Origin of the sequence: Rhizobium sp. Root1212 (assembly GCF_001424985.1) — a bacterium.
Classification (GTDB): Bacteria; Pseudomonadota; Alphaproteobacteria; order Rhizobiales; family Rhizobiaceae; genus Pararhizobium.
This window is the reverse complement of the sequence record NZ_LMDA01000001.1, coordinates 565,211-589,314: the sequence shown is the minus strand read 5'-3', so window position 1 is coordinate 589,314 and position 24,104 is coordinate 565,211. Positions and strand designations below refer to the sequence as shown.

The window sequence follows — 24,104 nt, the reverse complement described above, 5'->3', positions numbered from 1 at the left end:
GTTCCGGTTAAATTCGCGGCGTGGCGACGAGAGAAACACATCAGGCAATCGAAACGGTATTCCGCATCGAGCGGGCAAGGCTGATTGGCGGCCTTGCCCGGCTGGTGCGCGATATCGATCTTGCCGAGGAACTGGCGCAGGACGCCCTTGTGACCGCGCTTTCCGAATGGCCGCAAAGCGGCGTGCCGCGAAATCCCGGCGCATGGCTGATGGCGGCGGCCAAGCGCCGGGCGATCGATGGTTTTCGGCGCCGCGAGATGCTGAAGCGCAAGCACGCCGAAATCGGCCGCGATCTGGAAGACGAGCAGGAAACGGGCGTCGATGCCATCGAGGCCGCCATGGACGACGATATCGGCGACGAACTGCTGAGCCTCATCTTCACCGCCTGCCACCCGGTTCTTTCCCCGGAGGCGCGCGCGGCGCTGACCCTGCGGCTGATCGGCGGCCTGACGACGGACGAAATCGCCCGCGCCTTCCTCTCCAGCGAAGCGACCATCGCCCAGCGCATCGTCCGTGCCAAGAAAGCGATCGCCAAGGCCGGCGCCGCCTATGAGGTGCCGCGCGGCGAGGAGTTGCGTGCACGGTTGCAATCGGTCCTTTCCGTCATCTATCTGATTTTCAACGAAGGTTATGCCGCAACCAGCGGGCCGGATCTGCTGCGCCCGGCTTTGTCGATCGAGGCGCAACGGCTCGCCCGCATCCTCGCCGGGCTGATGCCGGATGAGCCGGAGGTCTTCGGCCTGCTCGCCCTTATCGAAATCCAGTCCTCCCGCTTCGCCGCCCGCGTCGGTGCCGATGGCCTGCCGGTCCTGCTCACCGATCAGAACCGGGCGAAATGGGATCGTCTCGCCATCCGTCGTGGCCTCGCAGCGCTGGAACGCGCCCATGGGCTCGGTGGAGCGACGGCGCCCTATGTGCTGCAGGCCGATCTGGCCGCCTGCCATGCGCGGGCGCTGAAAGCGGAAGACACGGACTGGCCTCGCATAGCCGGACTTTACGACACGCTTCTCGATATCATGCCGTCCCCCGTTGTCGCCCTCAACCGCGCGGTGGCCCATTGCATGGCCTTCGGGCCGGATATCGGCTTGCAATTGATCGCGGATATCGAGGCAAGTGGGGCGCTAGCGAACTACGCCCTGCTACCGGCCGCAAAGGGCGATTTCCTCTTCCGGGCAAACCGACGAGCCGAAGCAAAGGCGAAATTCGAGGAAGCAGCGGCGCTGAGTAGCAATGAGAAGGAGCTGGCCTTCCTGCTTCGGCGGGCTGTGGAGTGCGGGGATTAAGATACGGGAGAAGGTGCGGCATATTCCTTCTCCCCGTCTGCGGGGAGAAGGTGGCCGACAGACCGGATGAGGGGCAGGCGGCGCGGCATCGTCAAGGATGAGAGTTTCGCCCCTCACCCTAGCCCTCTCCCCGCATGCGGGGAGAGGGGACGACGGAGGCCTTCGCTATTCCCGTCTCTCCTTAAAAAACTCTTTCAAAATCGCCCCCGCCTCGCTCTCCGCCATGCCCGAATAGACATCCGGCTGATGATGACACGTCGGCTGCCGGTAAAACCGCACGCCATTGTCCACCCCACCGCCCTTCGGGTCTTCCGCACCGTAATAGAGCCGCCGGATGCGGGCAAAGGAGATCGCCGCCGCGCACATGGTGCAGGGTTCGAGCGTCACATAAAGATCGGCATCGACAAGCCGCTCCGAGCCGAGCGCTGCTGCCGCCTCCCGGATCGCCTCGATTTCCGCATGCGCCGTGACGTCGTTTCTTTCGCGGGTGCGGTTTCCGCCCCTGCCTATGACCTTGCCGTCATGGACGACGACGGCGCCGATGGGCACTTCGCCGCGCTTCCCGGCTTCCCTAGCCTCGTCGAGCGCGATTTCCATGAAACGGTTGCTGTCGGCCATCCCGAATATTTTCTCTTAACCCTTGGCCCCCGACCTGATAGGACAGCCTCAAAAGGCAGGCAACACAAATGACATCCAAAGACAAGTCCGAACGCCCCGGTGGCAAGCGCCCCGGCCAGGCGAGCAAATTTTCCGCAGGCAAGCCGAAGGGCGACAAGCCTTTTGGCGCCAAATCCTTTGGCGACAAATCCTTTGGTGACAAGGGCGGCAAACCCCGCGGCGACAAGCCATACACCGGCAAGCCCCGCGCTGAGAACGTAGAGGCCGGCGCAAGGCCGCCCCGTCCGCGCCCGCAGGCGGCCGCCCCCGCCCCCGATGAGCCGCAGCGCATCTCCAAGATCCTGGCGCGCGCCGGCGTCGCCTCGCGCCGCGATATCGAGCGCATGATCATGGAAGGCCGCGTCTCGCTGAACGGCAAGGTGCTGGAAACGCCCGTCGTCAACGTCACGCTCGAAGACAAGATCGAGGTCGACGGCCAGCCGATCCGTGGCATCGAGCGCACCCGCCTCTGGCTTTATCACAAGCCCAGCGGCCTCGTGACCACCAATTCCGACCCGGAAGGCCGCCCGACGGTGTTCGACCATCTGCCGGAAGACCTGCCGCGTGTGCTCTCCATCGGCCGCCTCGATATCAACACCGAAGGCCTGCTGCTGCTGACCAATGACGGCGGCCTCGCCCGCGTGCTGGAGCTTCCCGCTACCGGCTGGCTTCGTCGCTACCGCGTGCGCGCCCATGGCGAGATCGATCAGGCAGGCCTCGACAAGCTGAAGGATGGCATCGCCGTCGACGGCGTGCTCTATGGCAGCATCGAAGCGACGCTCGACAAGGTGCAGGGCTCCAACGTCTGGATCACCATGGGCCTGCGAGAAGGCAAGAACCGTGAGATCAAGAACGTGCTCGGCGCGCTCGGTCTCGAAGTCAACCGCCTGATCCGCATTTCCTACGGCCCCTTCCAACTCGGCGAACTGCCGGAAGGCCGCGCCCAGGAAATCCGGGGCCGCACGCTGCGCGACCAGCTCGGTCCGCGACTGATCGAAGAGGCCAAGGCCAATTTCGAAGCGCCGATCTTCGATGCCGCGCCGGAAGAAGAGGAAAAGCCGCAAAAGGCGGAGCGTGCGCGCAACGACGAATGGTCACCGCGCGAAAAGCCGGGCGACAAGCGCGAACGCGCATTGTCCCGTCTCGACACGCGCCGCGACGATCGTGGTGACCGCAAGGGTGGTCGCGATGACCGTCGGGACGGGCGCGACGAGGCTCCGTCCTTCGCCGACCGGCCGAAGCGCGAACCGGCCCAGCGTGCCCGCAAGGCCAATGTCTGGATGGCGCCGGGCGCTCGCCCGGTTGCGGAAAAGAAGCCGAAGGACGCCGAGGCTGCGGCCGCTGACACACCGCTGCGCCGCGAGCGGCCGGAAGGCGCGCCGAAGTCGAAGCGCTACGGCCGCAATTCTGAAGGCCAGCTGATCAAGTCGTCCCGCAAGTTCGATCCCGACCGCAAGAAGCCTTCGGCTGCCGCGCGCCCGGACTTTGCCCCGCGCCCTGCCGCCAGCCGTATCGATGCCGATGGCTGGATCAGTGGCGAGGAAGCCCCGAGCCGCGATAGTGGCGATCGCAAGCGCGGTTTCGATCGCGGCGAGCGCGGTCCCCGCGATTTCGGTGACCGTCCGCCGCGTCGCGAAGGCGGCTTTTCGGATCGTGCCCGCGGAGACCGCCCCGATGGCGACCGTCCGCGCCGTGAAGGCGGCTTTTCCGATCGCGCCCGTGGAGATCGCCCGGATGGCGAACGTCCACGCCGCTCCTTCGGCGACAAGCCCTTTGGCGACCGGCCCCCGCGTGAAGGCGGCGACCGCAAGCCGAGAAGTTTCGGCGACCGGCCGGAGGGTGATCGTCCCCGCGGCAAGAGTTTCGGTGGCAAGAGCTTTGGCGACAAGCCCGCCGGCGGCCGTCCCGCAGGCAAATCCTTCGGTGCCAAATCCGGCGCTCCGCGTGGCGGCAAGCCCGGTGGCCGTCCGGCCGGGGGCAAGCCTTCGGGCCGTCCCTTTGGCGGCGGCAAGCCCGGTGGCGGCAAGCCGCGCGGTCGCGGGAACTGATCGATCGTGCGGATCGTCGGCGGTGAATTTCGTGGGCGCGCATTGGCCGCGCCCAAATCCAACGACATCCGGCCGACCACGGACCGGACGCGCGAAAGCCTGTTCAACATCCTGAGCCACACTTATCCCGAGGCTCTGGACGCCACCCGCATCCTCGATCTTTTCGCCGGCACCGGCGCGGTCGGGCTCGAAGCCCTGTCGCGCGGCTGCCGGCAGGCGCTGTTCGTCGAGCAGGGTGTCGAGGGCAGGGGTCTGCTCAGGACGAACATCGAAACGCTCGGCCTGCAGGGCCGCGCCAAGATTTACCGGCGCGATGCCTGCGATCTCGGTTTCGTCGGTACGGCCGAGCCGTTCCACCTGCTGTTTGCCGATCCGCCCTATGGCCGCGGTCTCGGCGAAAAGGCGCTTGCCTCGGCGGCTGCCGGCAGCTGGCTGGTGCCGGGCGCGCTGGCGATCCTCGAAGAGCGTGCCGATGTACAGCCGGTTCCGCAGGAGTGGTTCGCCTTCCTCGAAGAACGGCAGTTCGGCGATACGCGCATGCATTTCTATCGCTACGGGGCCTGATCGGGAGAGGGCTGTATGGACGAGCCATCGACACCGCCCGCTTCAGACCCGACGATCGCGCTTGCGCTTGGCGGCGGCGGGGCGCGGGGGCTTGCCCATATCCACGTCATCGAAGTGCTGGATGAACTCGGCCTCAAGCCGAAGCTGATCGCCGGCTCCTCCATCGGCGCGATCATGGGCGCTGCCATGGCCGCCGGTATGCGCGGCACCGATATCCGCCAGCATACGCTGACGGCGATCAGCCGCCGTGGCGAACTGATGAACCGGCTCTGGCGGCTGCGGCCAGCCAGTCTTGCCGAAGCGATGAACGGCAGTTTCGGTTTCGGCCAGTTCAATATCGAGCGGGTACTCGATGCCTTCCTGCCGGATGCGATCCCGCAGGATTTTTCCGGGCTTTCCATTCCGCTTCAGGTGGTGGTGACCGATTATTACGGCCAGACCGAGCATGTCTGCGAAAGCGGCAATCTTCGCCAGGCGATTGCCGCCTCGGCGGCGCTGCCGGCGATCTTCCGCCCCGTCAGGATCGATGGACGAGTGATGATCGACGGCGGCATCTACAATCCGGTGCCGTTCGATCACCTCTCCGGCAAGGCCGATATCGTCATCGGCGTCGATGTCGTCGGCGGGCCGGAAGGCGACGGCAAGACGCTGCCGAGCCGCATCGACAGCCTGTTCGGCTCCAGCCAGCTGATGATGCAGTCGATCATCGCCATGAAGCTGAAGGCGCATCCGCCGGATATCTTTCTGCGCCCGGAGGTCAACCGTTTTCGCGTCATGGATTTTTTACGCGCGCAAGAGGTGCTGGCCTCGACGGCTGCGGTGCGGGACGATCTGAAGCGGGCGATCGAGCGGCGTCTCAGGACGTAGCCGCGTCACTCCACCTTGCCCAAGGACTGCGCCGCCGCCCGTGCCGGCTCCGGCAATATCCGGTCGTCGTCGTCATTCACCGGCATGGCGGCCTCCCGTTTCGGCTTGACCAGCGGCTCGGGCTTGACCGGCTCGTGGTGCAGCATGTCGCGGCCGGCGGAGATGCCTTCGGTCGCCTGCACCGCAAGCCGCGCCTCGTCGCGGCGGCGGATGTCGTCGGTGATCGCCTGCGCCGTATCGCCGGCCACGCCCAATCCCTGCAGCGTTTCGCGGCCGAAGACGAGGCCGGATTCGAAGGTTTCACGCAGCTCGTAATCGACGTTGCGGGCGCGTAGCGACAATGTGTGGACCCGGTCGTAGGAACGCACGTAAAGCTTGACGTTGGGATATTCCGTCTGCACGAGATCGACGATGCGGTCGGTGATTTCGGCCTTGTGGGTGCAGACGGCGACGATCTTCGCCTTCTCGATGCCGGCGGCGCGCAGCACATCGAGCCGGGTGCCGTCGCCGAAATAGATACGGAAGCCGAAGCCCGCCGCCTGGCGCACGCGGGCGGCGGAATGATCGATGATCGTCACCTCGCGCCCGCCTGCCAGCAGGATCTGCGAAGCGATCTGGCCGAAGCGGGAAAAGCCGATCATCAGAACATCGGCGCCGGCCCCGGCAAAATCCTCCTCCAGTTCCTCGGTCGTTTCTTCCTGCTCCTGCATCAAAAGCCCGGCAAGAGCGGAGGCGGGGGGCGTCAGCGCCATGGAAACGGTGACGATGACGATCAGCAGCGACGATATCTCGTCGGAAAAGATGCCGGCGGCGGCCGCCGCCGAAAACAACACGAAACCGAACTCGCCGCCCTGCGGCAGAAGCAGGGCGATACGCACCGCATCATTGTGGTTGGAGCCCGTCAGCCGGGAGAGCCCGTAAATCACGATGGATTTGGCGAGCATCAGCAGCGGCACGACGATGAGGATCAGCCCATAGTGCTTGAAAACCACCTCGATCTGGAGCGACAGCCCGACCGCCATGAAAAACAGCGCAAGAAGAATGCCGCGGAAGGGTTCGATATCGGCTTCCAGTTCATGGCGATAGGATGATTCCGCTAAAAGCACGCCGGCAAGAAATGCCCCCATGGCCATGGAAAGGCCGGCAAGCTGCATCAGCGTCGCCGCTCCCAGAACGATTAGCAGCGCGGCCGCGATCATCACTTCGCGCGCGCCGGTGCGGGAAATCACCTGGAAAATCGGATTGAGCAGGTAACGACCGGCGATCACCATGATCAGGATCGCGCCGACGGCGACGCTGAAATCCTCAAGCGGCGCCGTCGTGTCTTCGGGCGCCTGCAGGGCGAGAAGCGGAATCAGCGCCAGAAGCGGCACGATCGCCAGATCCTGCAGCAGCAGAATGGAAAAGGCCCGCTGGCCGTAGTGGGTGTTCGCATCATTCTTCTCCTCCAGAATCTGCAGCGCAAAGGCCGTCGACGAGAGCGCAAGGCCGAAACCGGCGATGACGCTGCCGGCCCAGTCGAGCAGTTCGAAGGAAAAGATCAGGGCGGAAAGCACCGCCCCCGTCGCCAGCACCTGCGCGGAGCCGAGGCCGAAAATGTCGCGGCGCATCTGCCAGAGGCGTGAAGGGTTCAGCTCCAGCCCGATGACGAACAGCAGGAAGACGACGCCAAGCTCGGCAAAGCCGAGGATTTGTTCGCCATCGCTGATCTGGTGCAAAAGCGGCCCGATGATCACGCCTGCCGCAAGATAGCCGAGCACCGTGCCGAGCCCGAGCTTCTTGAAAATGGGGGCAGCCAGCACCGCGCCGCCGAGCAGAAGCAGGGCCTGGGAGGTGAGGGCGGGCGTCGTTGTCATAGGGTTCTTTCTCGTTCGGCTTCTGGGCCATACGGCAACAGCGTTGCGCGGCAGGGGAGCGCATTGGACAAGAATCGGTGAATGCCCTTGATGCTTAAGCCAGTGCACAATAAATGGGACAGGAATGAAAGGCTAAATCATGTCCGATGTTATCGATTCCGGTGCTCTCCTGAAGCGGGCGTCCGAGCTTGTGGATCTCGCGAAAAAGGCGGGCGCGGATGAGGCGGATGCGGTCGTGGTGCGCGGCCGCTCGCGTTCGGTCTCGGTGCGGCTCGGCAAGGTCGAGGCGACGGAATCCTCCGAAAGCGATGATTTTTCGCTGCGGGTCTTCGTCGGCCGCCGCGTCGCCAGCGTCTCGGCCAATCCGGGCTTTGACCTGAAGACGCTCGCCGAACGGGCCGTCGCCATGGCGAAAGCCTCGCCGGAAGACCCCTATGCCTGCCTTGCGGATCACGACCGGCTGGCCAGGTCCTATCCCGACCTCGAACTCTTCGACCCGACCGAGGTCGCGACCGAAGCCCTGACGGAAGCGGCGCTGGCTGCCGAAGCCGCAGCCCTCGACGTCAAGGGCGTCACCAATTCCAGCGGCGCCGGTGCGTCCGCCGGCATGGGCGGGCTGGTGCTGGTCACCTCCCACGGCTTTTCCGGCTCCTATATGGCGAGCCGGTTCGGCCGCTCCGTCAGCGCCATTGCCGGCGAAGGCACGAAGATGGAGCGCGATTATGATTTCGACAGCCGCCTCTATTTCGCCGATCTGAAATCCGCAGTCGAGATCGGCCGTACTGCCGGCGAGCGGGCGACGGCCCGGCTTTCGCCCCGCCAGATGCCGACGCAGCAAAACCTGACGGTGGTTTTCGATCCACGAATGGCGCGCGGCTTTGTCGGCCACATCGCCGGCGCCATCAACGGCGCCTCCGTCGCCCGCAAGACCAGCTTCCTGCGCGACAAGATGGGCGAGCAGGTGATGAAGGCAGGCCTCACCATCACCGACGACCCGCTGATCGTGCGCGGCTCCTCGTCGCGTCCCTTCGATGGCGAAGGCATTACGGGTAAGAAGCTTTCGATGATCGAGGATGGCGTGCTCAAGCACTGGTTCCTCTCGACCTCGACGGCGCGGGAGCTGGGTCTTGAGACCAACGGCCGCGGCGTGCGCGGCGGCCCGGCGGTCAATCCCGCCTCCACCAATTTCGCGCTGGAGCCAGGCGATATCGCGCCGGAAGACCTGATCCGCGCCATCGGCACCGGCTTTTACGTCACGGAACTCATCGGCCAGGGCGTCAACATGCTGACCGGCGAATACAGCCGCGGCGCATCCGGCTTCTGGATCGAGAACGGCGAGATCGCCTTCCCGGTCTCGGAAGTCACCATCGCCTCCAACCTCAAGCAGATGTTCATGGCGGTCACGCCGGCAAACGATATCGACCGCAAGTTCGGCGTTGCCGCGCCGACGCTTGCCATCGAAGGCATGACGCTTGCCGGAACCTGATCCCCAGCGGCAGCAAACGGAAAGACATCAGATGAACGCCGTCCACCCCTCGCCGGAGCAATGGCTGAAGGATCTCGAGCTGATCGCCTCGGCGGCGCAGCTCGCGGGGGAGAAGGCGCTGACCTTTTTTGGCCGAAACCCGGATGTGCAGTGGAAGAACGGCGGCCGCTCGCCGGTGAGCGAGGCCGATTTCGCCGCCAACGACATCCTCAAGGAAAAGCTGCTCTCCGCCCGCCCGAATTACGGCTGGCTTTCGGAAGAGACCGATGACGACGAGGCGCGGCTCGGCTGCGATACCGTCTTCGTCGTCGATCCGATCGACGGCACCCGCGCCTTCATCGCCGGAAAGGCTGTCTGGTGCGTCAGCGTCGCCGTCGTCCATGGCGGCAGGCCGGTTGCCGGCGTGCTCTATGCGCCGGCATTGGAGGAATTGTTCGAGGCCACGCTGACATCGGAAGCGCGCAAGAACGGCAAGCCGATCGCCACATCCCCGAGCGAGGCCGGTTCGATCCGCCGCATCGCCCTTGCCGAAGATGTCGTCGGCGTTCTCGAAGGCGGCTACCGCGCCGGAATAACCCGCATCCCGCATGTGCCGTCGCTGGCCTACCGCTTGGCGATGATCGCCGATGGCTCGATCGACGGCACGGTGGTCAAGAAGAATTCCCATGACTGGGATCTGGCGGCGGCCGATCTCATCCTGCAGCGGGCCGGCGGTTCGCTGCACGACCTCAAGGGCGAGACGATCGTCTATAACCGGCCGGTCGTTTCCCACGGCGTGATGTGCGCGGCGGAAAACACCGCGCTTCCGGCATTAATCGCCGCTGCACAAGGTCTGGAGCACCATTGACCTTTGCGCCTGAATGCCGCAAACCAACCCAAAAATACCGATAAAAGAACGGAAGACAAAATGGCTCAGGACAACAAGCAGTTGCTCCATCTGGTGTTCGGCGGCGAGCTGACCTCGCTCACCGGCATGCATTTCCGCGATCTCGACAAGCTCGATATCGTCGGCATCTACCCGAATTACGAAACGGCGCTGGTTGCCTGGAAATCCAAGGCGCAGCAGACGGTCGATAACGCCCATATGCGCTATTTCATCGTTCACATGCACAAGCTCTTGGACCCGGATCAGGCCTGATGGGCTTGGTGGGCGGCGCGATGCGGGCCGGTTTCCCTTGTCATCGTGGGGTGGTGAGATCATGAGCGGCCTGCTCGCGAAAATCACCCTGTCGGCCTATCGCTGGGCGGGAACGGCGATGTACCCCTTCGTTTGGGGCTATCTCGCCATGCGCGCCGCCAAGGGCAAGGAAGACCCCAAGCGCCGGCAGGAGCGTTACGGCCATGCCAGTGCCGCCCGGCCGCAGGGGCCGCTCGTCTGGTTCCATGCCGCCAGCGTCGGCGAGACCAATGCCGTCGTGCCGCTGATCAAGGAAGTCGCCCGCCGCGGCGTTTCCGTGGTGCTGACGACGGGCACGACCACCTCGGCCCGCGTCGCTGTCGAACGGCTCGATCCCGGTATCATCCACCAATATGTGCCGCTCGATTTCAAGCCGGCGGTCAGCCGCTTCCTCGATTACTGGGAGCCCGATCTCGCTGTTATCGCCGAATCGGAGATTTGGCCGATGACCATCCTGGAACTCGGCGAGCGCCACATTCCGCAGGTCCTCGTCAACGGTCGCCTGTCGGACCGCACCTTCACGCGCTGGAAGAAGCAGCTGTGGCTCGCCGATGCCCTGTTCGAGAACCTGGCGCTGGTGATCGCCCAGTCCGATCTCGATGCCGACCGTTTTCGCGCACTGGGCGCGCTTCCGGTCATGGTCTCCGGCAATCTCAAGGTCGATACCGACGCCCCGCCGCACGATGCCGAAGCGCTGCGCCGCTACCGGGCCCAGATCGGTAGCCGCAAGACCTGGGCGGCGATCTCCACTTTCGAGGGAGAGGAAGCCGCCGCCGGCATCGTCCATCGGGCGCTGAAGGAGCGCACCGGGCTCCTGACCATCATCGTGCCGCGCCACCCCGACCGCAGCGACCAGATCGAGGCGATGCTGGTTGCCAAGGGGCTGACGGTTGCGCGCCGCACCCGCAATGATCCGATCACCCCGGATACCGATATCTTCCTCGGTGATACCATCGGTGAGATGGGGCTTTACCTGCGCCTCACCGAAGTCGCCTTCGTCGGCCGCTCGCTGTTTGCCGAAGGCGGGCAGAACCCGCTGGAGCCGGCCATGCTCGGCTGCGCCATCCTGTCTGGCGGCAATGTCCAGAACTTTCGCGATACCTACCAGACGCTTGCCAAGAACGGCAGCGCCAAGATCGTCCGCGATGTCGAGATGCTGGCCAAGGGCGTCAACTATCTGCTCGTCAACGACGAGATGCGTCGCAAGATGATCGATGCCGGGCTCGAAACCGTGCATGAAATGCGCGGCGCGCTTTCGGCCACGATCCGCGGGCTCGAACCCTACATCAACCCGCTGACGGTGAAGGCCCGGCTGCAGCCGCGCAACGAGACCTGAAGCCATCTCCGGCTGGACCCGAATGACGAACCAACAGGCGATTTCCGGCATTCTCTTCGACAAGGACGGCACGCTGCTCGATTACGCCAAGAGCTGGGTGCCGGTGAATTACGAGGTTGCCCGCATCGCCGCCAATGGCGACGAGGCGCTATCCCATACACTGCTCTCCGCCTGCGGCATGGACCCGGAAACCGGCTTCGTTTTTCCCGATAGCCTGCTTGCCGCCGGCAACACGGTGGAGATCGCCACCGGCATGGTGCTGGCCGGCGCGCCCTATACGGTGGAAGAACTGACGGCCAAGCTCGACGGCCTTTTCGCCAATTCGGCCGATTATGCCGTGCCGGTCACCGACCTCGCCGCCTTCTTCGCCGGCCTGCATGCCAAGGGCTACCGCCTCGGCGTCGCCTCCAGCGACAACGAGCGATCGATCCGGGAAACGGCCAGGCGCTTCGGTTTTGCCGAATATCTGCATTATGTCGCGGGTTATGACAGCGGCTATGGTGTGAAGCCGGAGCCAGGCATGGTTTTGGGCTTCTGCGCCGCCACCGGCCTTGCCCCGCACGAGGTCGCCGTCGTCGGCGACAACAACCACGATCTCCACATGGGCCGCAGCGCCGGCGCCGGCTTGACGGTCGCGGTCCTGACCGGCACGGGATCGCCGGCTTCGCTGTCGGAAGCTTCGGATTTCTGCCTGAAGGATATTACCGAGCTTGAGGGTGTGTTGCGGTAGGGTCGCGGAGGGAAGCGCGAGAAACTTGCTCCGTCGTTCCCTCTCCCCGCAAGCGGGGAGAGGGCTAGGGTGAGGGGCAAACTCTCGTCCCCGAGAATGCCGCGGCCCTTGCCCCTCATCCGGCCTGTCGGCCACCTTCTCCCCGCAGGCGGGGAGAAGGGACAAGTAGTGAGTTTCACCTGAACAACTGCATCAACAGCGACGGCGCATTGTTGGCGATGTTCAGCGCCTGCACCGCAAGCTGCACCTGCGCCTGTACCGCCTTCAGCTTCACCGAAGCTGTGTTCATGTCGGCATCCACCAGCCGGCCGACGCCCCTGTCGATCGTGTCGGTGAGGGTGCGGTTGAAATCCGTCTGCATCTCGATGCGCATGCTGAGCGAGCCAAGCGTCGCGGCCCGGTCGGTCAGCTTCTGCTCGATTTCGTCGTAGCGGCTGACCAGGAGGTCGGTCGCGTAATCGAGCATATCCTCCGGCACCTCGCCCATATGGGCGGCGCTGAACATGTCGTCGACATGGCCGCCATGGTTGAAGGAAACGGCGGTGTGGCCGTTGAAGGCCGGCAGCCAGGTGTTGATCTTCGACGGGTCCGCGTTGGGAATGCCGCCGCTGAGGCCGCTGGCGTCCGGCAGGTCGGCAAGCCCGTCCATCGTCGTCAGCCCGCCCGCCTCGTTCTTGTAGTCGGCCTGGCCGAAGATATTGAGGTTCATGTAGTCGTAGACGTTGATCAGGCCGATGCTGCCCTTGGTGTAGCTCGAGACGATGCCGCCGAAGACGAGGTTGGGGTCCGGCGGACTCATTTCGATATAGTTCAGCGTCTTGCCGTTGGCATCGACATAGGATTTTTCGGTATAGTTGAGTTTGCCCGGCGCCAGAAGGTTGCGGCCGTTGAACGAGGCGGATTCGATCACCGACAGGAACTGCTTCTGCAATTCGTAGACCTCGCCGCTCACCTTGTAGCGATCGACGCCCGGACCCTTCATCATCACCACCTTGGATTTGATCTCGGAGGTGATGTCGATCAGGTTTTCCATCGCTTCATAGGCGACGTCGACAACCGCGGCGCCCAGCTCCAGCGCATCGATGACCGTTGATGTCGCCTTGTTGGTGTTGCGCATGTCGGTCGCGATCGACCAGTAGGCGGCATTGTCGGCGGCCTCGGAGATGCGCATGCCTGTCGTGACGATGTCCTGCTGCTTTGCGGCAGTGCTGTCGTTATGGCGCAAAACCGCCAGCGCGGCCGTGGCCGCGGCGTTGAAACTGGTGAGTGTCATTACAAATTCCGCTACACTATACTCAAACGGAGGTTACCAAGTCTGGTTAACCGAATGTGGCCTGGAGTGGTTAAAACTCGGTATAAGTGTGCCGGCCGTAATACCCCTAAAACTCGCCCTCCCACCGCGCCGGTCGCGGGTGCTTGTGCCGTGAAGGCCTTGCATTCCCGGAAAATATGCCCTTTTGTGTCGCACGGAAAACGGCGGAAGATATTTTCTAGCCGGTTGAATTTGTTGTGCTTGAGAGAGATTTTTTCGAATTTCGCTGTCCCGATGTCGGGGATGCTGGCAGGAAAGAGGGCCGATGGTTTCTGAAGCACCGCCGTTCTGGTGGACCGAGACGGACTGGCGTGCCCATGCCCTTTCCCCGGTTGCATGGATGTATGGGCGGATCGCCGGCATGCGCATGGAGCGCGCACGCCGGGCGTCGATCCCGGTGCCGGTCATCTGCGTCGGTAATTTCACCGTCGGCGGCGCCGGCAAGACGCCGACGGCGATCGGGCTGGCGCGCGCCGCCAAGGCGAAGGGCCTGAAGCCGGGCTTCCTCTCGCGCGGCTATGGCGGCTCGCTCGATGTGACGACCGTGGTCGATCCCGCCCATCACCGTGCCCGCGATGTCGGCGACGAACCGCTGCTGCTCGCTGCCGAAGCCCTGACTGTCATCTGCCGGAAGCGTGTCGAGGGCGCCCGCCGGCTGGCGGCCGAGGGTGTCAACCTGATCATCATGGATGACGGTTTCCAGAGCGCCCGCCTGCATTTCGATTATTCGCTGCTCGTGATCGATTCCCGCCGCGGCATCGGCAACGGTCATCTGGTGCCGAGCGGCCCGGTGCGCGCGCCGCTCGCCATCCAGATGCGCCATGCCTCAGCGCTTCTGAAGATTGGCGATGGCGAGAAGGCCGACGCCCTGATCCGCAGCGCTGCCCGCGCCGGCAAGGGCATTTTCGAGGCTGATGTCGTGCCGGTCGGAAATCCGGTGGGCGAGGGCAGGCCGGTGCTCGCCTGGGCCGGCATCGCCGATCCGCAAAAATTCTTCCGCACGCTGGGCGAGATCGGCGTCGAGATCGGCGAAAAGCGGGTCTTCCCCGACCACCACCATTTTTCCGAGGACGAAATCGCCGACCTGCTCGACGATGCCGCCGCTCACGGCCTCAAGCTGGTGACGACGGCCAAGGACAAGGTGCGGCTGGAGCCCGGTCATGGCCGGGCGGGCGAGCTTGCTGAAGCATCCGCTGTCGTCGACGTGGAAATCCGTTTCGACGATCCGAGCGCACCGGCCAAGATCATCGACGCCGCGATCAATGCCGCGCGGCTGAGGCTATTGCAGAAGAATTAGGCCTTCTGGTTCGGCAGGGCGCCAGCTCGTTTTTCGGCATCGAACGCGGCTTGGGCGTCGATATAGGGCTCCTGCCGGGCGACGCTCCAGTAGCGCAGTTCATCGACGGGAATGGCGGTGCCGGTCATGGCGCAGGTGACGAATGCGCCGGGCAGCACGACCTGGAAATCGCCGTCGAGATAGCGGATTTTCGCTTCCCTGCCGCCGGTTCCCTCGAAACGGTTCATCATCCGTCGCCCTCGCATGTCGTTGACCTGATTGCAGCGGTCCCGGTTGCGGCCGGGACGTCTGATTATTATCGTTCTGCTATAGTGCGGGACAGGGGGGATTTCCAGTGGAAACACGTAGTCGTGTCTGGAGCAAAGACCCCTCCCCAACCCTCCCCACAAGGGGGAGGGAGTTTATAGCGGGTGTTGAAACTCCAAGGCCAAAGCTTGCTCCATAGACTCCCTCCCCCTTGTGGGGAGGGTTGGGGAGGGGCCTTCGCTGAATCCCACGTCCCCTCAACTCCGCCCGAACAACCGCTCGATATCGCTGAGCTTCAGCTCGATATAGGTCGGCCGGCCATGGTTGCACTGGCCGGAGCCCGGCGTCTCCTCCATCTGCCGCAGCAGCGCATTCATCTCCTCGGGCCTGAGCCTCCGGCCGGAGCGCACCGAGCCGTGGCAGGCCATGGTGGCGGCGAGATAATCGAGGCGGCTCGCCAGACCGGACGCCGTATCCCATTCCGCAAGCTCGTCGGCCAGTTGCCGCACCAGCCCCACCGCATCCATCTCGCCGAGCATCGACGGCGTTTCGCGGATGGCGATCGCCCCCGGCCCGAAGCGCTCGATGCCTAGCCCGAGCCGTGAGAACTCGCCGGCATGGGCGATCAGCCGGTCGCAATCGTCCTCGGGTAGATCGACGATCTCCGGGATGAGCAGCGCCTGCGCCGGGATCGGCCGCGCATTCAGTGCTTTGCGCAAGGCCTCGAACACCAGCCGCTCATGCGCCGCATGCTGATCGACGATGACGAGCCCGTCCGCCGTCTGGGCGACGATATAGTTTTCGTGCAACTGCGCGCGGGCCGCCCCCAGCGGATGCTGCGGTTCCGGCGTTGCCGCCTCACGCACCGGTGCCTCGAAACTCTGGACGCGGGCGGACGGCGTCGTCAGCGTGTCGAAGGCCGTCTGTGTCCCCTCTGCAAAATCGTTCCGCGGTGCGGCATGGAAGCTTGTCGAACGATAGGGAGATGTCGCGGCACTCCAGTTTCCGGGCCAGTTCGCCGCCGGCCGTGGCGGCTCGGGGCGGAAGGCGCGCATCAGGCCGCTGGCGCCGGTGGTGGACGCCCGGTCGCCGCCCATGGTCAGCGCCTGGCGGATTGCGCCGACGATCAGCCCGCGTACCAGGCCGGGATCGCGGAAGCGCACGTCGGATTTCGCCGGATGCACGTTGACGTCGACCAGCTCTGGATCGAGCGTCAGCGACAGAACCGCGACGGGATAGCGCCCCTGCGGAATGGTTTCGGCATAGGCGGCCCGGAGCGCCGACCAGATCAGCTTGTCCTGCACCGGCCGGCCGTTGACGAAGGCATATTGCTGCAGCGAGTTGCCGCGATTGAAGGTCGGCACGCCTGCAAATCCCGAAAGGCGCACGCCCTCGCGCTCCGCATCGATCTCGATGGCATTGTCGCGGAAATCGCGGCCGAGCACCTGGGCGATGCGGGCCAGCCGGTCGGCGCCGGTCGCGGCGAATTCGAGCGTCGTGCGATCAGAGCCGGACAGCACGAACCGCACCTCGGGAAACGCGATCGCCATGCGGCGCACGACCTCGGAAATGGCCGAGGCCTCCGCCTTTTCCGTCTTCATGAATTTCAGGCGCGCCGGGGTGGCGAAAAACAGGTCGCGCACCTCGACGACGGTGCCGGTATTGGCCGGCGCCGGCCGCACCTTATCGACCCGGCCGCCGGTGATGCTGATCTGCGCACCTTCGCTGGCGCCGGCAGGCCGGCTGGAGATGGTGAGCTTCGCCACCGAGCCGATCGAGGGCAGCGCCTCGCCGCGAAAGCCCAGCGTGCGGATATCGGTCAGGTCCTGGTCGAGCTTGGAGGTGCAATGGCGCTTGACGGCAAGCTCCAGATCCTCCGGCCCCATGCCGGAGCCGTTGTCGGTGACGCGCAGCAGCGTCTTGCCGCCGCCGGCGGTGGCGATCTCGATGCGGGTCGCACCGGCATCGAGCGCATTCTCGATCAGCTCCTTGGCGGCGCTGGCGGGGCGTTCGATGACCTCGCCGGCGGCGATCTGGTTGATCAGGGTTTCGGAAAGCTGTTTGATCGGCATCGCCTATTTTCGCGGATTCGGCGGTCGCTGGAAAGGCCGATGATGCCGCCATCCCCGGCGATCTGCGGTTTGCCGTGAAAGCGTCCAAACGGGCGGCCGGATTTTTAATCTGCCTTTAATATAAAGCTGCGATTTTTCCCGGTGAACCTGAATGAGCACGGGTTTGTTCCTGGGGAAACCGCCGCGTCGCTGGCCGCGCTGGAACCTTTCTTCCCCCGGCATTGCCCGCGCGGCAATACCGTCAGCATGTCCCCCAGAAGAAGCCGTCAAGGCGAAATGAGGACCATGCAATGAATGATGTGGCGTCGCCCGGCGCAGACATCCAGAACGCGATGCTCGAAGCGACGTCCGATGCTCTTGGCCTGGCCATTCTGGTTTGCGACAAGAATGACGAGATCGTCTTCGCGAGCCGCCCGATTCTGCAGCTCTATGCCATTGCACGGGAATTCATTGCGCCCGGCACGCGGCTGCGCGATTTCCTCGGCGCCGTCTACGATACCGGGCTTCGCGGCATCACCTCGCCGGAACAGAGCCGCCGCCGCGTCAACCGCGACGACTGGATCGCCGAGCGGATTTCCTATCATTGGCGCGAGCGCCACGAGACCGTCGAGCGCATCGGCCAGCAGCGCTGGGCAAGCGTGCGCATGCGCCGCCTGTCGAACGGCCTCGGTGTCGTGTCCTTCACCGATATTTCCGAGCAGAAGAAACGCGAGGAACAGCTTCACCTCGACATGGAGCGCATCGGCGTCACCGAAAACATTCTCGACCAGTTGCCGAACCCGCTCTTCGTCAAGGATCGCGGCCTGACCTATATTGGCGTCAACCGTGCCTTCTGCGCCATCCACGGCGTCGAGCCGGAGGCGATCCTCGGCCGTTCGGTTTGGGATCTCGTCGAGCCCGAGCTTGCCGAAAAATTCGAACGCTCCGACCGGCATGTGCTGGAAACGGGCGAACCCTTCACACTTGCCGAACAGCTGGTGCGCAGCGATGGCGAAGACCTGTGGGTGCTCACCCGCAAGTTCCGCGTCGGCGAGGCCGGCAAATACCTGCTCGTCACCTGCATGGACGACGTCAACGCGCTGGTGGCCGGAGCCGAGTTCCGGGCCAACGAGCCGCTGCGCATCAAGAATTACGATATCTTCGAGCCGGCGCAGAATTGCTACGATCCGTTTCGCTCCGTCGATATCCAGCACATCAAGGAAGCCGTGTCGATCATCGAGCCGGCCGCCGCCGCGCCGCGCCGCGTGCTGGTGCTTGCCCAGTCCGCCGGCATGGAGGAGTGGCTGGTGCCGCAGCTCGGTCGCTGGGGTTTCGATGCCTGCGCGGTGCGCGACCGCAAGGAACTTTCCGCCTTTGCCGAGGCCGCCCACGGCCACGGTCTTGCCATCGATCTCTTGCTGGTCGATGCCGAAAGCAGCGACATCCGATCCGTCCTGTCGGCCTGGAACGCCTCGCCCTTCCTGATCGTCGGCCGCGACAGGAAGCTGGCCGACCTGCATGCCGATATCGAGACGCTGGTCGAATATGCCCGCATGCCACGGCCGGGGACACCCGAACCGTCTGCCGCCTGGGAGATGATCGTGCCGGACGAGCCGGTGGTCACCGACCGGCCGCCCGAGGTCGAGGTGGTGGTGGCCGAGGATAACGAGATCAATCAGTTCGTCTTCGCCCAGATACTCGAAGGCCTCGGCATCAGCTACCGGCTTGCCGTCAATGGCGAGGAGGCGGTGCGGCTGTGGCAGGAGCACCGGCCGAGCCTCGTGCTGATGGATCTTTCCATGCCGGTCATGAACGGATTCGATGCGGCGCTGGCGATCCGCGCCGCGGAAGGCGGTTCCACACCCCGCACCCCGATCATCGCCGTCACCACGCCGGCGCTCGACATCGACATCGATCGCAGCCGCGCCGCCGGCATGGACGACTACATCACAAAGCCGATCAGCCCCGACATGATCGAGGCGGTCTACCGCAAATTCGTCGGCATCCGGGAGGAGAGGCTGGCTGGTTGAGACACGCCCGCCGTGCAAGGCAAGGCAGCGCTGTCAACTCGTCAGAATTCGCCATGCCGCTACCGGAAGTAGGCACCATTTACTGTCCAATTGTTAACTTTCGTTGGCCATGGTCGAGCCAACCGAGAATGCCCTGACCAAGGCCGGGAATGTGTTTATGAATCCTGCTGAAGCTTCGTCTCAGCACATCGTCGAAAGCAGATTGCACGGGATTGCAAACGTCGATCCCCTGACCGGTCTCGGCAACGCGCAGGACCTGCGCGACAAGGTGCGCGCGCTTGCCGCCGAGCGCGCCAGCGATCCAGCACCCTTCACCATCGGCCTTGCCAATCTTGACGGCTTCAAGCCGATCAATGATCTTTTCGGCCCCGAGGCCGGCGATACCATCCTGCGCCAGGTGGCAAACCGGCTGGTCGCCTGCGTGCCGGACGGCGCTTCCGTCATCCGCGCCAGCGGCGACGAATTCGCCTTCATCCTGCCGCTGGTCTTCGAGCGCAAGACGGCCGAGCGCATGGGCATGATGCTGAAGGAAGTGCTGTCCGCCCCCTTCGATCTCGGCGAGCGCAATGTGCGCCTTTCCGCCTCCTTCGGCTTTGCGGTCTATCCCTTTGCCGGCGATGAATTCGAGAACCTCCTGAAGAGCGCCGACACCGCGCTCTACCGCTCCAAGCGCCGCGGCCGCGGCCAGATCACCGTCTATTCGCAAGAGATTGCGCAGGAGATGAAACGTTCTACCCAGCTCGAACAGGCGCTGCGCAATGCCGTGATCGCCGACGAGGTGGACGTGCATTTCCAGCCGATCGTCAACCTGAAGAACGACATGGTCGTCGGCTTCGAGGCCTTGGCGCGCTGGTGCGATCCCGATCTCGGCTATGTCTCGCCGGCCGTCTTCGTGCCGCTGGCCGAAGAGCGGGGCTTCATCGATTCGCTGTCGGAAGCGTTGCTGCGCAAGGCGGCGCAGACGGCGCTCTCCTGGCCGAAGGAGCTTTTCCTCTCCTTCAACCTGTCGTCCGCGCAGCTCACCGATCCGAACACCGCCGCAAACGTGCTCGGCATCATCCACCGCGCCGGGCTCGATCCGCGCCGGTTGGAGCTGGAAATCACCGAAACGGCGGTCATGATGGACGCCGACACCGCCAAAAAGATCATTGCCGAACTGCGCGAAGCCGGCGTGCGCATCGCGCTCGACGATTTCGGCACCGGCCAGTCGAGCCTCGGCCGTCTGCGCGAATTCGCCTTCGACAAGGTCAAGGTCGACCGCGCCTTCGTCTCGCAGATTTCCACCGACCGGGCCTGCGAGCACATCGTCAAGGCGATCGTCGCCATGTGCGACGGGCTTAACCTGCAGGTCGTGGCCGAAGGCATCGAGAATTTCTCCGAGGCCCTGAAGCTGAAGGCGCTCGGCTGCGGCATGGGGCAGGGCTATTTCTACGGCAAGCCGGCCGATGCGACGACGACGCGCCGTTATCTCGCCGGGAAATATGGCGAAGCCGAACCCGCCGCCATCGCCGTCTGAAGCGCCTCGGCGCTATCCTCCCGCTCTTTCCGCCCTTCCTCCAGCAACCAGTCGCGCACCCGCCGCGCCTGATGGTTAAGCTCGCGCGAGCGTGGCCAGACCACGTAGAAGGCAAGTCCGGTTTCCAGCACATGGCCACCGACCGGCACCAGTGCGCCGGAGCGCATCTGCCGCTCGATCAGGTGCTGCCAGCCGAGCGCCACGCCTTCCCCCGCCAGTACCGCCTGCACCACCAGCACATAATCGTTGATCGCGAGGCGCCGCGATTGCGGCGGATAGGAAATGCCGGCGCTGGCAAACCATTCCGGCCAGTCGCAGGCTTGCCGCACCGGTTCTTCCAGATGGATCAGTCGATGCCGCACGAGGTCTGCCGGCGAGGCGGGAGTGCCGTTGGCCTCGACGAAGGCCGGGGTCGCAACCGGCACGATTACCTCCGGCGCGAGCAGGGCGGCATGGTAGCGCGGCCAACTGGCGGGATCGCCGCCGCGCACGCCGAGCGGGATGGGCTCCTCCTCCAGATCGATGTCCCGCACGCTCGTCTGGATGCGCAGGTCGATTTCCGGCAGGTCGGCGCGAAGCTGGGCCAGCCGTGGCAGCATCCACATCGAGGCAAAGGCGGTGGAGGCGGCGAGCGTCACATTGGTCTCGCGCTTCTTCGCCCGTATATCCTCCGCCGATTTCTGGATGCGCGACAGGCCGAGCGTCACGTCCGCATGAAATTTCTCCCCCGCTTCGGTGAGGTGAACGGCACGGTGCACGCGGTGGAACAGCGGCACGCCGAGCTGGTCCTCCAGCCCGCGCACGGCATAGGAAACGGCCGCCTGCGTCATGCCCAGTTCCTGTGCCGCGCGGGTGAAATTCTGGTGGCGGCCAGCCGCTTCGAAGACGACGAGGCTGGAGGCGGAGGGCAGGAGGCGGCGAAAGGTTTCCATAAGTTCAGTTTATAGCATGACGCAGATTTTTCCAGCGTTACAGTTGGGTTTTTCCCCATTACCATCAGTTCAAACGAGGGGAGAACGACCTATGGATACGCTCGAGATGACAGAAGCCGCACCGCAGCGCCGCAGCCGAGGCGCCCGCCCGCAACGCGGCCATGGCGGTCAGAAGATCGGCGTGCCTTACATTGCCCGGAATATCCCGACCTACGACATTCTCGGCGAGGAAAATCTCGTGAAGATCGAGAAAGTCGCGGACCGTATCCTCTCCGAGGTCGGTATCGAGTTCCGCGACGATCCGGTTGCCCTCGATCACTGGAAGAAGGCTGGCGCTAACGTCGATGGCGTGCTGGTGCGCTTCGAGCCGGGTATGCTCAACGAGATCGTCTCGTCGGCGCCGGCGCAGTTCACCCAGCATGCCCGCAATCCCGCCCGCAATGTCGAGATCGGCGGCCGGAACGTGGTCTTCTCGCCGGCCTATGGCTCACCCTTCGTCATGGACCTCGACAAGGGCCGCCGCTACGGCACGCTGGAGGATTTCCGCAACTTCATCAAGCTCGCCCAGTCGAGCCCATGGCTGCATCATTCCGGCGGCACGATCTGCGAGCCCGTCGATATCCCCGTCAACAAGCGCCATCTCGATATGGTCTACAGCCACATCAAATATTCCGACCGCGCCTTCATGGGCTCGATCACGGCGGAAGATCGGGCCGAAGATTCGATCGACATGGCCCGTATCGTCTTCGGCAAGGATTTCGTCGATAAGAACTGTGTCATCCTCGGCAACGTCAACGTCAATTCCCCTCTCGTCTGGGATGGCACGATGACGAAATCGTTGCGCGCCTATGCGCGGGCAAACCAGGCGGCGGTCATCGTTCCCTTCATCCTCGGCGGCGCCATGGGTCCGGTCACCAATGCCGGCGCCATCGCCCAATCCTATGCGGAAACGCTGGCCGGCTGTGCCTTGACGCAGCTGGAGCGCAAGGGTGCGCCGGTGATCTTCGGCAATTTCCTCTCCTCCATGTCGCTGCGCTCGGGCTCGCCGACCTTCGGCACGCCGGAGCCTGCCATCGGCTCCATGGTCATCGGCCAGCTCGCCCGCCGGCTGAAGCTGCCGCTGCGTTGCGCCGGCAATTTCTCCAATTCCAAGCTGCCGGATGCGCAGGCGATGCAGGAAGGCGTGATGTCGATGATGTCGGCCGTGCATTGCGGCGCGAATTTCATCCTGCATTCCGCCGGCTTCGTCGATGGGCTGCTCGCCATGTCATACGAGAAGTTCATGATGGATACGGATTTCTGCGGGGCGCTGCATTCCTATCTGGCCGGCGTCGTCGTCGACGACAACACGCTGGCGATGGATGCCTTCCTGCAGGTCGGCCCCGGCAGCCACTTCCTCGGCTGCGATCATACGATGCGCAACTACCAGACGGCCTTCTGGGACTCGGCCCTGTCCGACAACGAGCCCTTCGAGAAATGGAGCGAGGAGGGCGGTTCGACCGACATGGCGACCCGCGCCAACCGGCTGTGGAAAAAGACGCTCTCCGAATACGAAGCGCCGCCTCTGGATGTAGCCGTCGACGAAGCGCTGCTAGACTACATGAACCGGCGCAAGACCAGCATGGCGGATGCCTGGTATTAGAGTTTGTCAGGGAAAAGTGGGAACCGGTTTTCCCTAAAAGACAAACGAAATCAAAAAAATCTAGAGTATGCCTGGTTCAATCTGAACCTGGCATACTCTAAGACGGACATGGAAACGGCGGCGCATCAGCACCGCCGTTTCGCATTTTATCCGGCCTTATTGTTAGTTATTGGTGGCCGGATCGGCCGGCGTCATGCCACCGGCCGGCGCCGTCGTGGTCGGCGTCGTGGATGACGTGGTCGAGGTATCGACCGGGGTATTGGCATTCCGCTCGGCCACGACCTGCGAACGGGTCTTGAATTCCGGCGCGTTCTTCAGCGAATCCGCAGTTTCCTGCGTCGTCAGCTTCAGGTCGTCGGAGTTCGGCACGGTTGCCACGGCAATCGTATCGAGCGGAACGGCGACGTTCTTTTCGCCGATGCCGAGGAAGCCGCCGACACCGATCACGGCCGCTTCGACGGAGCCGTCCTTGGTGAAGATCACGTCGTTGATCTCACCGATGCGCTCGTCCTTGGCGTTATAGACCGACTGGCCGATATAGGTGCTGGCCGCGATCTGGTCTTCGGTCTGCTCGCTGAGGAAGCCCGGACCACCGGCCGGAGCGGCCGCGTCAGCAGACTGGTCGGACGGGGTGACCGGCTTCATCGCCGGCTGTTCGCCGGTCGATGGGGTTTCCATCGGCTGGGTGGTGGCGGCGTCCGGCTGGGTCGCGCTCTGCGCAAAACTTGCCGGGGCAAATACGGTGACGCCGGCAAGGAGGGCACCTGCGGCGACGGAAGCTACGAGTTTCTTGGTCATGTCAAACCTGCCTTTCGTTCTCTTTGTCGATCAGGGCGCGTGGATGGGAGATGGGTCCGCCGCACCGGTGATGCCTGAACAACGTCAGATGCAAAAAGTGGTTCCGAAAAAAATGCCGCTGAATTTATGGAACTTTTTGGCTTGAGACCGCGGCAAGGCGCAGGAATTTTGTGCTCGATAGTGTTCCTGCGGTTGCGGAAAAGGTGCCGGGGCCAATCGCTTTCTGGCGCTGGCAGCGGCCGACAACAAGCCGTGCCACACCCTCCATCGTCATGC

The 24,104-nt window shown here is 64.2% G+C and carries 21 protein-coding genes; 14 read left to right on the top strand and 7 right to left on the bottom strand.

All coding sequences use genetic code 11. The annotated features are described in order from the left end of the window. Positions 1-20: 20 nt before the first annotated feature. Entirely contained in the window at positions 21-1,283 is a 1,263-nt protein-coding gene (locus ASC86_RS02840; RefSeq protein WP_056315687.1) for an RNA polymerase sigma factor, read from the top strand. 165 nt (positions 1,284-1,448) lie between these two features. Here ASC86_RS02840 and ASC86_RS02835 read toward each other — a convergent pair whose 3' ends face one another. Further along, complete coding sequence (locus tag ASC86_RS02835) at positions 1,449-1,901, bottom strand: nucleoside deaminase (RefSeq protein WP_056315683.1); 453 nt, start codon at positions 1,899-1,901, stop codon at positions 1,449-1,451. Positions 1,902-1,969: 68 nt separating this feature from the next. Between ASC86_RS02835 and ASC86_RS02830 the strand changes: the two genes are divergently transcribed. From ASC86_RS02830 to ASC86_RS02820, 3 genes are read left to right on the top strand one after another with little or no spacing between them, the layout of a single operon-like run. After that, complete coding sequence (locus ASC86_RS02830; RefSeq protein WP_082509839.1) at positions 1,970-3,988, top strand: pseudouridine synthase; 2,019 nt, start codon at positions 1,970-1,972, stop codon at positions 3,986-3,988. A gap of 6 nt (positions 3,989-3,994) precedes the next feature. Then, positions 3,995-4,552, top strand: a complete 558-nt coding sequence (gene rsmD, locus ASC86_RS02825; RefSeq protein WP_056315680.1) for a 16S rRNA (guanine(966)-N(2))-methyltransferase RsmD — start codon at positions 3,995-3,997, stop codon at positions 4,550-4,552. Between the two features lie 15 nt (positions 4,553-4,567). After that, positions 4,568-5,419 carry a patatin-like phospholipase family protein gene (locus ASC86_RS02820; RefSeq protein ID WP_056315676.1) on the top strand — a complete coding sequence of 284 codons (852 nt, stop codon included), beginning with the start codon at positions 4,568-4,570 and terminating at the stop codon, positions 5,417-5,419. A 5-nt stretch (positions 5,420-5,424) separates the two neighbouring features. On the opposite strand, the gene ASC86_RS02815 is transcribed toward ASC86_RS02820, so the two are convergent. Beyond that, complete coding sequence (locus ASC86_RS02815; protein WP_056315673.1) at positions 5,425-7,275, bottom strand: monovalent cation:proton antiporter-2 (CPA2) family protein; 1,851 nt, start codon at positions 7,273-7,275, stop codon at positions 5,425-5,427. Positions 7,276-7,414: 139 nt separating this feature from the next. On the opposite strand from ASC86_RS02815, the gene ASC86_RS02810 reads away from it, so the two are divergent. From ASC86_RS02810 to ASC86_RS02790, 5 genes are all read left to right on the top strand, one after another. After that, complete coding sequence (locus tag ASC86_RS02810; RefSeq protein ID WP_056315669.1) at positions 7,415-8,761, top strand: TldD/PmbA family protein; 1,347 nt, start codon at positions 7,415-7,417, stop codon at positions 8,759-8,761. Between the two features lie 31 nt (positions 8,762-8,792). Then, on the top strand, positions 8,793-9,608 hold the full coding sequence (locus ASC86_RS02805) for a 3'(2'),5'-bisphosphate nucleotidase CysQ (protein ID WP_056315667.1): 816 nt from the start codon (positions 8,793-8,795) through the stop codon (positions 9,606-9,608). Positions 9,609-9,668: 60 nt separating this feature from the next. After that, a complete protein-coding gene (locus ASC86_RS02800) occupies positions 9,669-9,899 on the top strand; it encodes a DUF4170 domain-containing protein (RefSeq protein WP_056315664.1) in 231 nt (76 codons plus the stop codon). A 61-nt stretch (positions 9,900-9,960) separates the two neighbouring features. Then, a complete protein-coding gene (gene waaA, locus ASC86_RS02795) occupies positions 9,961-11,274 on the top strand; it encodes a lipid IV(A) 3-deoxy-D-manno-octulosonic acid transferase (protein WP_056315660.1) in 1,314 nt (437 codons plus the stop codon). A gap of 22 nt (positions 11,275-11,296) precedes the next feature. After that, positions 11,297-12,004 carry an HAD family hydrolase gene (locus ASC86_RS02790; RefSeq protein ID WP_056315656.1) on the top strand — a complete coding sequence of 236 codons (708 nt, stop codon included), beginning with the start codon at positions 11,297-11,299 and terminating at the stop codon, positions 12,002-12,004. A gap of 175 nt (positions 12,005-12,179) precedes the next feature. Here the strand turns inward: ASC86_RS02790 and ASC86_RS02785 are convergent, their stop codons facing one another. Then, on the bottom strand, positions 12,180-13,277 hold the full coding sequence (locus ASC86_RS02785) for a flagellin (RefSeq protein ID WP_056315653.1): 1,098 nt from the start codon (positions 13,275-13,277) through the stop codon (positions 12,180-12,182). A gap of 304 nt (positions 13,278-13,581) precedes the next feature. Between ASC86_RS02785 and lpxK the strand changes: the two genes are divergently transcribed. Continuing rightward, positions 13,582-14,613: a tetraacyldisaccharide 4'-kinase gene (lpxK, locus tag ASC86_RS02780; RefSeq protein WP_056315651.1), complete on the top strand. Its 1,032-nt coding sequence runs from the start codon at positions 13,582-13,584 to the stop codon at positions 14,611-14,613. On the opposite strand, the gene ASC86_RS02775 is transcribed toward lpxK, so the two are convergent. Both ASC86_RS02775 and mutL read right to left on the bottom strand, forming a co-directional pair. Beyond that, entirely contained in the window at positions 14,610-14,840 is a 231-nt protein-coding gene (locus ASC86_RS02775) for a DUF2093 domain-containing protein (protein WP_056318161.1), read from the bottom strand. The two genes, lpxK and ASC86_RS02775, sit on opposite strands and share 4 nt — an antisense overlap. Positions 14,841-15,116: 276 nt before the next feature. Beyond that, positions 15,117-16,931: a DNA mismatch repair endonuclease MutL gene (gene mutL / locus ASC86_RS02770; protein WP_056315649.1), complete on the bottom strand. Its 1,815-nt coding sequence runs from the start codon at positions 16,929-16,931 to the stop codon at positions 15,117-15,119. A gap of 290 nt (positions 16,932-17,221) precedes the next feature. Here mutL and ASC86_RS02765 point away from each other — a divergent pair, with 290 nt between their 5' ends. Next, entirely contained in the window at positions 17,222-18,940 is a 1,719-nt protein-coding gene (locus ASC86_RS02765) for a response regulator (RefSeq protein WP_056315641.1), read from the top strand. A gap of 157 nt (positions 18,941-19,097) precedes the next feature. Beyond that, on the top strand, positions 19,098-20,456 hold the full coding sequence (locus tag ASC86_RS02760; protein WP_056318158.1) for an EAL domain-containing protein: 1,359 nt from the start codon (positions 19,098-19,100) through the stop codon (positions 20,454-20,456). Here the strand turns inward: ASC86_RS02760 and ASC86_RS02755 are convergent. After that, positions 20,405-21,388 (bottom strand): LysR substrate-binding domain-containing protein, encoded by a 984-nt coding sequence (locus ASC86_RS02755; RefSeq protein WP_056315638.1) that lies wholly within the window; start codon positions 21,386-21,388, stop codon positions 20,405-20,407. The two genes, ASC86_RS02760 and ASC86_RS02755, sit on opposite strands and share 52 nt — an antisense overlap. A gap of 91 nt (positions 21,389-21,479) precedes the next feature. On the opposite strand from ASC86_RS02755, the gene ASC86_RS02750 reads away from it, so the two are divergent. Continuing rightward, the gene (locus ASC86_RS02750) at positions 21,480-23,030 is read left to right on the top strand and encodes a trimethylamine methyltransferase family protein (protein ID WP_056315636.1); all 1,551 of its coding nucleotides are present in this window, start codon (positions 21,480-21,482) and stop codon (positions 23,028-23,030) included. A gap of 162 nt (positions 23,031-23,192) precedes the next feature. Here ASC86_RS02750 and ASC86_RS02745 read toward each other — a convergent pair whose 3' ends face one another. Continuing rightward, a complete protein-coding gene (locus ASC86_RS02745; RefSeq protein WP_056315632.1) occupies positions 23,193-23,828 on the bottom strand; it encodes a PRC-barrel domain-containing protein in 636 nt (211 codons plus the stop codon). Between ASC86_RS02745 and ASC86_RS25535 the strand changes: the two genes are divergently transcribed. Beyond that, positions 23,827-23,973 (top strand): hypothetical protein, encoded by a 147-nt coding sequence (locus ASC86_RS25535; RefSeq protein WP_156386876.1) that lies wholly within the window; start codon positions 23,827-23,829, stop codon positions 23,971-23,973. The two genes, ASC86_RS02745 and ASC86_RS25535, sit on opposite strands and share 2 nt — an antisense overlap. Positions 23,974-24,104: the final 131 nt, after the last annotated feature.

Coding starts and splice junctions, on each gene's coding strand:
- ASC86_RS02835 (WP_056315683.1), bottom strand. CDS start 1,901: ATGGCCGACAGCAACCGTTTCATGGAAATCGCGCTCGACGAGGCTAGG.
- ASC86_RS02830 (WP_082509839.1), top strand. CDS start 1,970: ATGACATCCAAAGACAAGTCCGAACGCCCCGGTGGCAAGCGCCCCGGC.
- ASC86_RS02820 (WP_056315676.1), top strand. CDS start 4,568: ATGGACGAGCCATCGACACCGCCCGCTTCAGACCCGACGATCGCGCTT.
- ASC86_RS02815 (WP_056315673.1), bottom strand. CDS start 7,275: ATGACAACGACGCCCGCCCTCACCTCCCAGGCCCTGCTTCTGCTCGGC.
- ASC86_RS02810 (WP_056315669.1), top strand. CDS start 7,415: ATGTCCGATGTTATCGATTCCGGTGCTCTCCTGAAGCGGGCGTCCGAG.
- ASC86_RS02805 (WP_056315667.1), top strand. CDS start 8,793: ATGAACGCCGTCCACCCCTCGCCGGAGCAATGGCTGAAGGATCTCGAG.
- ASC86_RS02800 (WP_056315664.1), top strand. CDS start 9,669: ATGGCTCAGGACAACAAGCAGTTGCTCCATCTGGTGTTCGGCGGCGAG.
- waaA (WP_056315660.1), top strand. CDS start 9,961: ATGAGCGGCCTGCTCGCGAAAATCACCCTGTCGGCCTATCGCTGGGCG.
- ASC86_RS02790 (WP_056315656.1), top strand. CDS start 11,297: ATGACGAACCAACAGGCGATTTCCGGCATTCTCTTCGACAAGGACGGC.
- ASC86_RS02785 (WP_056315653.1), bottom strand. CDS start 13,277: ATGACACTCACCAGTTTCAACGCCGCGGCCACGGCCGCGCTGGCGGTT.
- lpxK (WP_056315651.1), top strand. CDS start 13,582: ATGGTTTCTGAAGCACCGCCGTTCTGGTGGACCGAGACGGACTGGCGT.
- ASC86_RS02775 (WP_056318161.1), bottom strand. CDS start 14,840: ATGAACCGTTTCGAGGGAACCGGCGGCAGGGAAGCGAAAATCCGCTAT.
- mutL (WP_056315649.1), bottom strand. CDS start 16,931: ATGCCGATCAAACAGCTTTCCGAAACCCTGATCAACCAGATCGCCGCC.
- ASC86_RS02765 (WP_056315641.1), top strand. CDS start 17,222: ATGAATGATGTGGCGTCGCCCGGCGCAGACATCCAGAACGCGATGCTC.
- ASC86_RS02760 (WP_056318158.1), top strand. CDS start 19,098: ATGAATCCTGCTGAAGCTTCGTCTCAGCACATCGTCGAAAGCAGATTG.
- ASC86_RS02755 (WP_056315638.1), bottom strand. CDS start 21,388: ATGGAAACCTTTCGCCGCCTCCTGCCCTCCGCCTCCAGCCTCGTCGTC.
- ASC86_RS02750 (WP_056315636.1), top strand. CDS start 21,480: ATGGATACGCTCGAGATGACAGAAGCCGCACCGCAGCGCCGCAGCCGA.
- ASC86_RS25535 (WP_156386876.1), top strand. CDS start 23,827: ATGTCAAACCTGCCTTTCGTTCTCTTTGTCGATCAGGGCGCGTGGATG.
- ASC86_RS02745 (WP_056315632.1), bottom strand. CDS start 23,828: ATGACCAAGAAACTCGTAGCTTCCGTCGCCGCAGGTGCCCTCCTTGCC.